Below are 12724 nucleotides of genomic sequence, written 5' to 3'. Positions count from 1 at the left end.
TGTTTGAAGTTTCCCTCTTGAAGTGTCCCAATTTAGAGTGCGATCGCGCAAGTCCTTTGATGTTTTCTCTGGGTAAACAATAGTTCAACTACTGAGGAGCTTTGGGAAACAATCATAGTAAAGTAATAGAAGTTTTCTCAGTATCAAGATTAATCTTTATCTTTTGAATTCAATCCAAATTTATCAAAATATAGGAATATGGCGAAAATTATTGTTACAGGTGCAGCAGGTTTTATCGGTTCACATATAGCCGAAACGCTATTAAAACAAGGCGAAGAAGTTATTGGGGTTGATGAAATTAACGACTACTACGACCAAAATTTAAAACGTAAAAATATTGCTCATTTACTCAATTATGCAAATTTTCAATTGATTGAAAATGACATTCAAGTTCTTGACTGGCATAATTTGCTACAAGAAACTGAGGTTATTTACCATCAAGCTGCACAAGCAGGTGTTCGTGCTTCCTGGGGTAAAGGTTTTCGTTCTTATACAGAACGTAATATCAACGCTACACAAATTTTACTGGAAGCAGCAAAAGACGCAAAAAATCTCAAAAGATTGGTGTTTGCATCAACCTCTAGTATTTACGGTGATGCTGAAATCCTGCCAACTCATGAAGGTATTTGTCCGGCACCAGTTTCACCCTATGGTATCACTAAGTTAGCGGCTGAAAGATTGTGTGGACTATATCAGAAAAACTTTGGCGTACCATTTGTAGCATTACGGTATTTTACAGTATATGGTCCTCGCCAGCGTCCAGATATGGCATTTCACAAATTTTTCAAAGCTGTATTAGAGAACGAAGCTATTCCTGTTTATGGAGATGGAGAACAAACGCGAGATTTTACATTTGTCAGTGATGCAGTCGCGGCAAATTTAGCAGCAGCGACAGTACCAGAAGCCGTAGGACAAATTTTTAATATTGGTGGGGGCAGTCGGGCTGTCTTGTCGGAAGTATTGACGATGATGGAGGAAATTGTCGGTAAGCCCATTAAGCGTAACCACATCGAGAAAGCAATGGGTGATGCTAGACACACGGGTGCAGATATCTCGAAGGCACAGAAAATATTGGCTTGGCAACCACAAGTGTCGCTACGGGAGGGTTTAACTCAAGAGTGGCATTGGGTGAAGGAATTATATTAAATTTGCTCAAATCATCATTTTTGAATTGGGGATTGCTATTTGAATTTTTGAAAACCCTTAAATTTCATTAGGACTTACGCAAAGAAACCCGGTTTTTATGCAAAATCGTTGTTTTGACGAGCAGATATCGACTAAGAAACCCGGTTTCTGGCTTCACGTGCGTAAATCCTGCTCATTTTGGTGAATTTGGGGATCATTATTATTACTGATGCTCGTAATGCACTACTCGTAAGGATTTAGTGCATTACGATATTCCATAAGAGTGCATTTACAATCATGATTTTGTACCTAATTCTTTCATCAATACAAACCGAATTCTCATACCCTCACATCTTGAAAGCTTGCCATAAAAACAGGAAACACGGGGATAAATCCCCTTGAGTCGTGTTTCATCCCCTCTCTAAAGAGTAGGGGTTCTCACACTCCCACTATGCTTTGATAGGATATCTTCTTGGGAAACAATTTATGATCAACTCAGTTCTGTACATATGTGTCGCCTGTCAAGCACTATTTTTAACCTATGGTATCCATTACATCTAATCGCTATAGTTTCTTATTAAAATCAATCCCGAAACTCCGTATAGTTACGCTCGTATTATTTTCATCATTATTTTTGCCTCCAGTTCTGAAAATAGAACCAAGTTGGGCTGATTCCGCCACTCATCTACATATTCAACAGTTACAACAAGGAACTCCAGAACAGCGCCAGCAAGCAGTAAAATCCCTGGTAAATATTGGTAAGCCAGCAGTCTCCTCATTAATTCAAGCTTTAGAGCATCAAACACCAGAGGTTCGCGCTCATGCTGCTAATGCCTTGTCACAAATGGGTGATGATGCTGCACCTGCTTTACCTGCACTCTCAAAGGCATTACAAGATGAGGATAAAAATGTCCGTACTGAAGCTGCGAGGGCTTTTAATAGCATTGGTAGACGGGCAATGGTTCCCTATCTAGTTGCTAATTTACGTCATGAAAACCCTTCAGTACGTTATAGTGCCGTACATGCCCTAACTAGACTGGGTAAATACGCGCAATCTGCTGTACCCACATTGGTACATACCTTACAAAATGATCAAGAAACTTGGGTTAGGTTGACTGCTGCTTCTGCCTTGGGCGGTATTGGAGTTAATGCTGTAGAATCTTTACCAGCTTTAGTAGGTGGTTTGGAAGATCGAGATATATCAGTGCGTCATAATGCAGCTTATGCTTTAGGAGCGATCGCATTAAGTTTCCAAGAGCAGGGTAATCAAGTATCTTCCTCGGATTTAGATAAGATAATACCACATTTCGAGACAGCTTTGAAAGTTATGCAAAAACCAAATTGGAAATTTAGAGAACAAGCCATTACTTCAATTAGTGTGCCCTTAGCAGCCTTAAAGAAGGTGCAAGGACAACGGTTCAAGAAGAATTCTTTATTTTACTTTTTCCCTTGGTTTTCAGTAATTGCTAATAATTAGTTTATTAATTTTTATCAACGATTTATAAGTTCAAAAGAATGTATTTTGTCAACAAAATTATGAATATATTTTTGATGATTGTATTTTTGTAAAACTAATTCATATCCTCGTTGTGCTTGTAACTCTGCTTGTCGGGGATTTTGTAATAAGTTGACAATTGCCAAGCGTAAATCGTTGGCATCACCTTCTCTCACCCCTGTAACTATTCCCGCTTCAATCAATTCTTGGATAATTCCTGGTGATTTTGTAATTATGACGGGGCGACGACATGCCATCGCTTCAAACATGACACTCAAACCTGCTTGATAGTTATTTTTAAATAGAGGAATGACAACAATGTCCGCATCGCGATACAATTGGACAAATTCCAACCATTCGTAATCACGACAGGACATATTATTTGGTAGCATTTTGGGAAATGCTTGAGGATTTACTTTTACATTCGGTGAAGTTGCACAGATTTTGACATCAATATCTAAATCTTCTGTTGCTGCGGCAAGGGTACGATAATCGCGTTTTTCTAATCCCCCACTAGCAATTACTGGACGGATTTTGTCAACAGATGCAGAACCTGGTGTAAAAAAAGAGATATCTGTAGGTTGTTCAGAAAATAGAGATACGCGATTTTCTGGTAAATGGAGATACGCACGTAAAAATTCGGCGATACCTGGGGTATAAGTGAGAAACAAATCTATTTTGTCTCTGACTCGAAATAACTTCAACGCCAAACGTCCCCGCAGTCGATTGATATTGTGGATAAGCACTAAAATTTTGGGGCGTTTTTTCTTCGCCCCACATAATTCTGCAACTGGAATCCCCACATCTTCCCCAGTGCAAAAAACCACATCTTCTTCGGTTAGCTGTTGAGATAAATGGCTTGCTAGTAGCCAATGCTCAGGGTTCCCAACCAAGTGCCTGAGTGTGCCTTGCTGTTGGCATCCTATTTGCTCAAAAGTTTGCACATGTGATTCTTTAATATAATCTGCATTTGGCATGTGGATTCTAGCATTCAAAATTTGGCTAGCTTCCCACATGACATGACATGGACATTTCCCCGCTTTGGCATGACGATTAATAGTCTCTAAGTCAAATGCACGACTAAGTACAATGTGGTAATTCACAGTACTTCCTTTCCGTTAATTTTTATAGTTACTGGCTTGTTAGTTATTAATTATGAATACTGAATTAATGATTATCATGAAGTAATAACTACTAAACTATTAACAGAATAGGATACAAGTCACATTAGGGGAAGCTAAAATTAGGGATGAATGGAGCCATCAGGCATAATTGCACCCCGTAAATCGGTACTTTCTAAATTTGTACCCTCTAACTTGGCACCGTTTAAATTTGCACCTCCAAGATAAGTACCACGTAAATCTGCACCAGTTAAATCGGCACCTGTCAAATCAATTCTTTCTAAATTTAGACTTCTTAAATCTTCTTCACGCAAAACTGTATATCTCAAGAAACATCCGACACATTCTCGACTTCTTTTTAAGCGGCGTTTAAAGTCGGGTTTTGGTAGCGATCGCATGTTATTCTCAATCAGTAGAGGTGTGGGATATGGTTGGGGTGTTTGTAGGTGGGAAGCAAATGCGAGTACAGTCATTATTCCCAAGCTGGTGACAACTACTTTTGGAAGTTGGCGTTGGCATTTATCTTGGGTACTAGGAATAATTCCATTGGCAATATGATAATTGATTCTGTTCAATGCATTTAAAGCTGTGACAGCATTGGGAAAACGCTCCGCTTGACTTGGTGCTACCATTTTTTCTAGCCAGTCAACCCAATGTAGATTTAATTCGGGTAATAGTTGCTGGATTTTGAAGCGGAATGAATCATCGATTAAGTCACCAATTTGCGGAGATGGGGTTTGTGTCAGTAAGCAAATCAGAGTTGCACCTAAGCTATATAAGTCGGAGGCATTAGTTAATGGTTTGCCAAATATTTGTTCGGGTGGCATAAATCCTAATGTACCTTTGACGGTGGTACTAGCAGACATTTCTTCGTCGCTAATTCTTGCTAAACCAAAATCGACTAGATAAGTATTAAGTTCTCCATCAATCAGGATATTTTCTGGTTTGATATCGCGATGAATAATTGATGTTTCTTGTTGTTGTAAGTAAATTAAAATTTCTAATGAACTTGTGGCAATTTTACTGATGTTTGCTAAATTCAAATCCAGCAGTAAAAAGCATTTTTGAGCAAGATTTTGCGCGTTTTTATATTCTTGTACTAAACAAAATCCTGAGTTTGTTTCAAAGCTATTGATATATTTAGGTATTCGCGGATGGCTAATTTTTTTGAGTAATTCTATTTCCCTTTGAAAAGCAGTGAAACCAGACCAAGTTGCACCAATTGTGGCAAATTGAAACTGTTTAATCACAACTTTTTCTTGATTTTGAATATTAATGGCTTGGTATGTAACTCTGCCACCACAATAATTTTGTCCTAGGATACTTTCGATTTGATATCCTTGTTCACTAAAGTCAGGAAATTGATTTTTATGATTTAAGTTTTGATTTAAGTAATTATTGATATTTGGACTCACTTGATTGGGATTTTGATTGCGATTTTCCATCTTTATTGTCCCTACAGACTTAATTAATTACTGAATTTTACAGAAAGATAATAGAAATTAAGATAATAAAAACCAGGATGATAATTTAATTAATTTCTATATTTATTATCTTTTGACTACACTTTTACTGTAATTATCAATTACGACTAAGTTTCAGATTTTTACTCTTTTCTACCAAGCGAATGAATTCAGCCCGATACCCATCTAAATCCGCGCCAACTGATTCACGTGCCAGTTGTAATGTCGTATCAAAATTTGTAGAACCTTTATATTGGGAATCTCGTAACAACATCCCAAACATTGCGATCGCAGATGCAAATTTAAGATTATTTGATGCATTTTCTAATTTTGTTTCTGTATCTGTCACTGCATAACTGACAATTTGAGAAGTATTTTCTTGAGGTTGTTTATAGCGTAAGTTTACCTGCATGATTTCATTATTTTGAATAGCACTTTTGGCAATTGTTTGATTTTGATATTTTAGCGAGTCTACTTTTCCTAAAGAAATATTGCTCTTAACACCAACAGGGATAATTTCATATAAAGCTGTCACCGTATGTCCGGCTCCCAATTCTCCAGCATCTTTTTTATCATCGTTAAAATCTTGAGTTTGCAGCAAGCGATTTTCGTAACCGATTAAACGATAAGCTTGAACTTTTAGAGGATTAAATTCAACTTGGATTTTTACATCCTTAGCAATAGTGAATAAAGTTGCACCAAGTTCCTTTACCAGAACTTTTTTTGCTTCCAATAAACTATCTATATAAGCATAATTTCCATTACCCTTATTCGCGAGTTTTTCCATCTTTCCATCTTGGATATTACCTGTACCCAAGCCTAAAACAGAAAGAAAGACTCCACTTTGACGCTGCTGCTCAATTAATTTCACTAATTCTTCATCACTACTAATACCAACATTAAAATCACCATCAGTAGCTAAAATAACGCGATTATTTCCAGATTTAAGGAAATTATTGCGTGCTACCTGATAAGCTAATTCAATTCCTTCACCACCAGCAGTAGAACCACCAGCTTCCAATTTTTCCAGCGCATCAATAATTTTTTGTTTTTGTGAACCTGGAGTTGGGGGTAATACTAAACCAGCTTGTCCCGCATATACTGCGATCGCAACTTGATCGTTGGGACGTAATTGATTTACCATTAACCGTAGTGCAGATTTTAACAAAGGTAATTTGTTCGCATCTGACATTGAACCCGATACGTCAATGAGAAATACCAAGTTGTTAGCAGGTAACTTTTCTATTGGGGTATTTTGAGAATACAATCCCACTTGAACAAGACGATGTTGGGGATTCCACGGTGTTGGAGCAACTTCCGTGGTGACAGCAAAGGGTTTATTGTCGGTTAGTCGTGGATAATCGTATTTGAAATAATTAATCATTTCTTCCAGACGCACTGCATCTACTGGCGGCAGTTGTCCTTCATTAATAAAGCGGCGAATATTACTATAAGAAGCAGTATCAACATCAATGGCAAATGTCGAACGCGGATTGGCGCTGACAGCTTGAAATTCATTTTCGGGAAAACTAGAATACTGTTCTCGATTTTCCTCCACATCTGTCCTAACTCTGGTAGTAGGTGCAGTTGGTTGTAACTTATTTACTGGCTTTGGAACTGACTTTGAACTTTCCGATTTTGCTGCTACCCCAGGTTGCGCTTGCAAAGGAGCTTGATTTGTTGGTGACGGTTGCGAACCAGATGTATTTGTTGTTGCTATATCTTTACTAACGCACGCACCCAAATAATATCCAAGTAGAATAGCAAATCCCAAAATTTGTATTGTTTTTGGCGTAATTTTCATACTTTGCCAAGCCTTATAACTGAAGCATTTCATCCGCAGAGTCCCAAAACTGAAACAAGCCAATGTAATTGTTGTACTATTTGAATTCAGTTTTGAGATGCTTGGTTACAGAAAATGCAACACTAAGGTATTGGTTAAGGGGTGACAAGCCGAAACAATAACACTTAACTGTTGAACAAATTACTACTAATAATAAACTAACTAATGACTAGCGCTTGGTATTGGCGATCGCATCCTCTCAATCATCTTACAGGCTCGGATATTTTTACGCTTCTATTTAACTCAAATCCGCATTCTGATATTGCCACCATTTTAGAAAGTCCCTACCCCAACAATAGCGATAATCCCCAACTTACACGCTACTCGATTTGTGCGGGAAAACCACGAGTAATTAACGGCAAAGTGCAAATGTGGACACCCGAAGTTGGGGAAATTTTTCCTTTCCTCCAGGGTTTATTAACAAAAGGGCAAGAAAACGCAGAGAGAAATAGATGTGAGGATACATCCCCTCCCTCTCATCTTCCCTTTACAGGTGGTTGGTTAGGCTGGCTTGGTTATGATGTTGCTTGGGAAATCGAACAATTACCTCATACCAAAGAGGATTCACTACCGTTTCCCGTTGCTTTTTGGTACGAACCCGAAAATTTTGCAGTTTTAGATCATTGGGAACAGGTTCTCTGGCTGGCAGCAACCACACCAAATTGGTTAGATGAGGTGGAATCGAGGTTGGCAGCAGAGAATGGCTGTAGAAGGCGACAGGGAGAGGGATTTATTCAACAAATTGTCACCTCTTCCCCCCATCCCTCAGAATTATCTGCAAAATTTCTCTCTTCCCAGGAAGAATACGAACTTGCTGTTCAAAAAGCCAAAAAATACATTCAAGCAGGAGATATTTTTCAGACAAATCTATCTTTGCGTTTTACAACCCAAACCATAGCTTCAGGATGGGAAATTTACCAAGCCCTGCAAAAAATCAATCCTTCCCCATTTGCCTGCTATTACAGAACACCTTGGGGAGAAGTAGTTAGTTGTTCCCCCGAAAGATTGGTAGAACTACAGGATAAAAAAGCACAAACAAGACCTATAGCCGGAACGCGATCGCGTGGTATTAATAAAGAACAGGATGTAAAACTGGCAGAGGAATTACTCAATCACACCAAAGAACGTGCTGAACATATCATGCTCGTAGATTTGGAACGCAACGATTTAGGACGAGTGTGTGAGTGGGGCACGGTAAAAGTAGACGAATTACTGACTATCGAACGTTATAGCCACGTTATGCATCTCGTTAGCAACGTCGTGGGAAATTTAGCGCCAGATTGCCACAGCATTGATTTAATCCGGGCAATGTTCCCAGGTGGCACAATTACCGGCTGTCCAAAAGTGCGCTGCATGGAAATTATTGAAGAGTTAGAACCTGTCCGTCGCAGTTTATTCTACGGCTCCTGCGGCTACTTAGATATACAGGGAAATTTAGATTTAAATATCTTAATTCGCACATTATTACTGGCTCCAATCCAGGAAAATTCATCATTAAAAACAGTTTGGGGTCAAGTAGGAGCGGGAATTGTTGCCGATAGTGACCCGGAAAGAGAATGGTACGAATCATTACATAAAGCCCAAGCACAACTAGCCGCATTGGCGCAAGTCCTGACTAGGGAATAAGGAAGGAGTGAGGGCAATAATGGTTCGCTTAGGGAGGAAAAAGGTAAGAATAAGACTGGGAGCATCTATTATGTGCTATTGATTCTAAAAGCTAACCGCTAATAGCCATTTTTGCTTAACCTAAACGTATTGAGAGTGAGTCGGAAATAAAGAGAAATTGTCTATCTCTCAACTTTCTTCTAGCATCCCCTTTCCGCTTTTCCCTTTCCCCCTTACCATTGACTAGTGACCATTGACTATTGACTAAATGACTATTCGAGTGGGAACCGATATCGTTTACATTCCAAGAATTCAAGCATTAATAAACCGTTTTGGCAAACGCTTTTTGCAACGTGTGTATACTTCCATCGAACAGCAAAATTGCGGTTGTTGGCATACGCCAGAGGGGTTAAACTCTACTGAATGCGAAATGACTCGGATGGCGATCGCTAAGTTTGCAGGACGTTGGGCTGCTAAGGAGGCTGTTGTTAAAGCTTTGGGAACCGGATGGCAAGGGATTAACTACACCGATGTCGAAATTTGCCGCAGCGTAACTGGTGCTCCATTCGTCGTGCTACATAACAACGCCGCCAAAATTGTGGCAACGTGGGAAGATGGCGGAGAACCGCAAAGAAGTGGAAACACGGAGGATTTTTCTCTTTCATTTCCCCCCTCTCCACCGTCACCCTCCCCTTGCGAATGGCAACTCAGTTTGAGTCATGATCGTGATTATGCGATCGCAACCGCGATTTTTGTCTCTCGATGAACTTTCTCGATTGTCCCGAAGAACGCTATTGTGGACAGAAGTTCCCAGATTTTCGTATTTTAAGCAAATCTTCAGGCGATATCGGGTCGCGATCGTCTGAATTTTTGTTGGAGAGAGCGAAAAGATAATATGTACCCGAACAAACTGTATTAGATGAACTCAGAAAGCCCAGAAACTTACATTAATCATCCAACTTGGGGTTTGCTCTACAGAATTTGCATGGTGGATGAGAGCCAAGAACTTTTTACTACACTCTACGCTCAACGTCTATTTTTTGTTGTCACTGTTGAAGGCAAAAACATGAAGTTTCAGCCCATCGGACGTACCGAGGCTCGCATGATGTTAGAAAATCGTCTGCGAAATCTCCGACGAAGCGGACCTTCTTTTGAGTACGATCAACTTCAGGGTGTCTTTCAACGCACCTTCAACTAACATTCTGAAGTTTCGCTCTTCCCCAAGTGTTTATGAGCAACTCTAAGCGCGATTTCCTTGACGAGTCGCTACGTGAGCGCATCACCACTATTCGCTCTCAACTACCGCCTTCTGTCCGATTAATTGCCGTCACCAAAACCGTTCCTGCGGACATCATTCGCATCGCCTATGCCGCAGGAATCCGCGATTTTGGCGAAAATCGCATCCAGGAAGCCGCAACTAAACAAGCCGAACTCCACGATTTACTGGATGTCACCTGGCACTTAATTGGACATTTACAAACCAACAAAGCCAAAAAAGCCCTGGAACAATTCCAATGGATTCACTCCGTTGATAACCTCAAACTCGCCCAACGCCTCAACCAACTCGCTGGTGAACTCAATCTCCAGCCAAATATCTGTCTACAAATCAAAATTCTCCCAGACCCAAATAAATCTGGTTGGGAAATTCCTCAACTTTTGGAGGATTTATTTGCTTTAAATCAATGTAAAAGTTTACAATTTCAAGGTTTGATGACAATACCTCCTCTGGGGCTAAATGAATTGCAAACCCTAGAAGTATTTAATCGTGCCAGCGAGTTGGCAGCAGATATCCAGTCACAAGGATGGTCAAATATTCATATGCAGCAGCTATCAATGGGTATGTCTGGCGACTACCAACTAGCAATCAAGGCAGGTGCAACAATGGTGAGACTCGGTACCATTTTGTTTGGAGAGCGATCGCCACAGGTTAAATAATGTATTAATTATTACTAGTAACATTCCTTTGCATAGATTGGAGTATTTGCCAACAACATCATAGATAAAATACTGAGGTAATTTGCTACATAAAAAAGACATTGTGTCCTCCTTCACGAAGCCACAGAAAATATAGTATTTACAAAAGTGAATCTTAAAAAAAAATGGATTCAAAGTAACTTCCCTTACAAAACTACTTAGGGTATAATCTTGACTCATTGTTGTGTATAGTTAATATCCAGCATTGAAAAATGCAAAGTTCATAACTATAATTTGGCGATTAATGCTACAAGCAGCGATACAATTTTCAGCTGTTTGTGTCTTCTACTCAGCAACCATTGATTTATTGATTTTGCCTTCTTAGTTAAGGTAACAAGCACCAGGAGCGTGTCAAAATGAACAATATCTTTTCCAAGCTTAGAGACTTCGTTGGTCTCAACGAACCCGTAGAGTACGAGGAGTATTACGAAGAAGTAGACACCGATAGCTATCAAAATATCTATCAAGAGCAAAATCCACCCCAAGCGGCAGTACCTCAAGAACCCCCAGTTCAGAATCGACGTTGGCGCGAACCCATGCCTACAATGGGTACTGATGTAGCAGCAAATACAAAAACCACAATGAGTAACGTAATTGGAATGCCAGGAGCTTTAAACGGTATTTCGGAAGTATTGGTGCTTGAACCCCGGACATTTGAAGAAATGCCTCAAGCAATTCAAGCTCTGCGTGAACGCAAATCCATTGTATTGAATTTAACAATCATGGATCCTGACCAAGCACAACGAGCAGTAGACTTTGTTGCTGGTGGTACTTACGCCCTAGATGGTCATCAAGAGCGGATTGGCGAAAGCATCTTCTTGTTTACACCAAGCTGTGTGCAAGTTAGCACCCAAGGTGGAGTATTACATGAAGTACCTGTTGTGTCTCAGCCTCCCGCACGCCAAACTCGTACAGATCCAACCAATCAGACATGGGGAACTGAGCCGAATCGCATGGCACAGTAATTTTAGGAATTGTGCGATTTGGGGTTTTAGATAAGGGATTGCATCTAAAATTCCAAATCATTTGATTTACTGTGGCAATTTTGGCAATACCAATTTTGGATTTGAATTCACGCATCTACGGATTTTTTATTTATTAGGTTATAAACATAAATTAAAATCCCTTAATTATGATTGTTTCGTTTTCCAGGAAGCGATACTATTTATCCAGACTTGGTATTTAAGCTTTGATTAGGGAAAATTTGACTTGTCTTTAAAATTTGGTTTAATTGGTGGCGGGGTAATGGGTGAAGCGCTATTATCTCGCCTCTTGAATCTTGGTATTTATCAAGCGTCGGAGATAGTAGTTAGTGAGCCGCTATCAAAACGACAAAATTTTTTAGCTCAGGAATATGGTGTTGGTGTCACAGACAACAATTGCCAAGTTTTTACTGCCAGTGAGGAAGTGGTATTTTTGGCAGTAAAACCACAAATATTTAGCGCGATCGCCCAAGAAATTTCATCAGTAATTGAGCAAAGTTATTCGCCATTGGTAGTATCAATTTTGGCGGGTGTACCTTTGTCGCAGTTAGAAGCTGCTTTTCCCCGTTTACCAGTCATTCGTGCCATGCCAAATACGCCTGCTACAGTTGGTGCCGGAGTGACAGCAATATGTGCAGGTGCTTATACAAAGGCAATTCATCTTGAGAAGGCACATCAATTGTTTGCAGCAGTTGGGGAAGTCGTTGAAGTTGGCGAAAGCTTTATGGATGCTGTCACAGGGTTATCGGGTAGTGGTCCTGCATATGTGGCATTAATGGTAGAAGCTTTAGCAGATGGTGGTGTTGCATCTGGTTTACCCCGTGCGATTGCGATTAAATTAGCGCTACAAACTGTACTGGGCACAGCACAGTTATTAAATGAAACCAAGATGCATCCAGCCGAATTAAAAGATAGAGTCACTAGCCCTGGTGGTACGACAATTGCGGGTATTGTTGAACTGGAAAAAGCCGGATTGCGATCGGCGTTAATTCAGGCAGTCAAAGCCGCCACAAATCGTTCTCAAGAGTTGGGAAAATAAGGAAATTAATTTGGGTCTAATATAACTAAAGCAGAATATGTAATATCAAATATAAAGAGCAAAGGCTTCTCTAAAT

At 39.8% G+C, this 12724-nt stretch carries 11 protein-coding genes; 8 read left to right on the top strand and 3 right to left on the bottom strand.

Translation table 11 applies throughout. The features are described from left to right. Window positions 1-198 precede the first annotated feature (198 nt). Complete coding sequence (locus VB733_RS24325; protein ID WP_323342633.1) at window positions 199-1146, top strand: NAD-dependent epimerase/dehydratase family protein; 948 nt, start codon at window positions 199-201, stop codon at window positions 1144-1146. A gap of 613 nt (window positions 1147-1759) precedes the next feature. Continuing rightward, a complete protein-coding gene (locus VB733_RS24320) occupies window positions 1760-2602 on the top strand; it encodes a HEAT repeat domain-containing protein (RefSeq protein ID WP_323342632.1) in 843 nt (280 codons plus the stop codon). A 14-nt stretch (window positions 2603-2616) separates the two neighbouring features. On the opposite strand, the gene VB733_RS24315 is transcribed toward VB733_RS24320, so the two are convergent. From VB733_RS24315 to VB733_RS24305, 3 genes are all read right to left on the bottom strand, one after another. Beyond that, window positions 2617-3723, bottom strand: a complete 1107-nt coding sequence (locus VB733_RS24315; RefSeq protein WP_323342631.1) for a glycosyltransferase — start codon at window positions 3721-3723, stop codon at window positions 2617-2619. Between the two features lie 140 nt (window positions 3724-3863). Further along, window positions 3864-5186: a serine/threonine-protein kinase gene (locus tag VB733_RS24310; protein WP_323342630.1), complete on the bottom strand. Its 1323-nt coding sequence runs from the start codon at window positions 5184-5186 to the stop codon at window positions 3864-3866. A 136-nt stretch (window positions 5187-5322) separates the two neighbouring features. Beyond that, on the bottom strand, window positions 5323-7008 hold the full coding sequence (locus VB733_RS24305) for a VWA domain-containing protein (RefSeq protein ID WP_323342629.1): 1686 nt from the start codon (window positions 7006-7008) through the stop codon (window positions 5323-5325). 204 nt (window positions 7009-7212) lie between these two features. On the opposite strand from VB733_RS24305, the gene VB733_RS24300 reads away from it, so the two are divergent. The 6 genes from VB733_RS24300 (at window position 7213) to proC (ending at window position 12648) form a co-directional block, all read left to right on the top strand. After that, on the top strand, window positions 7213-8673 hold the full coding sequence (locus tag VB733_RS24300) for an anthranilate synthase component I (protein WP_323342628.1): 1461 nt from the start codon (window positions 7213-7215) through the stop codon (window positions 8671-8673). A gap of 247 nt (window positions 8674-8920) precedes the next feature. Next, entirely contained in the window at window positions 8921-9418 is a 498-nt protein-coding gene (locus tag VB733_RS24295) for a holo-ACP synthase (RefSeq protein WP_323342627.1), read from the top strand. A gap of 153 nt (window positions 9419-9571) precedes the next feature. Beyond that, window positions 9572-9850, top strand: coding sequence for a transcriptional coactivator PipX (pipX, locus tag VB733_RS24290; RefSeq protein ID WP_096615554.1), 279 nt, complete (start codon window positions 9572-9574; stop codon window positions 9848-9850). A gap of 32 nt (window positions 9851-9882) precedes the next feature. Then, window positions 9883-10587: a YggS family pyridoxal phosphate-dependent enzyme gene (locus VB733_RS24285; protein WP_323342626.1), complete on the top strand. Its 705-nt coding sequence runs from the start codon at window positions 9883-9885 to the stop codon at window positions 10585-10587. Window positions 10588-10982: 395 nt separating this feature from the next. Beyond that, on the top strand, window positions 10983-11591 hold the full coding sequence (locus tag VB733_RS24280; RefSeq protein ID WP_323342625.1) for a cell division protein SepF: 609 nt from the start codon (window positions 10983-10985) through the stop codon (window positions 11589-11591). A gap of 244 nt (window positions 11592-11835) precedes the next feature. Continuing rightward, a complete protein-coding gene (gene proC / locus VB733_RS24275; RefSeq protein WP_323342624.1) occupies window positions 11836-12648 on the top strand; it encodes a pyrroline-5-carboxylate reductase in 813 nt (270 codons plus the stop codon). Window positions 12649-12724: the final 76 nt, after the last annotated feature.

This window comes from Calothrix sp. UHCC 0171 (genome assembly GCF_034931845.1).
Taxonomy (GTDB): Bacteria; Cyanobacteriota; Cyanobacteriia; order Cyanobacteriales; family Nostocaceae; genus Brunnivagina.
This window is presented reverse-complemented; position numbering and strand designations above follow the sequence as displayed.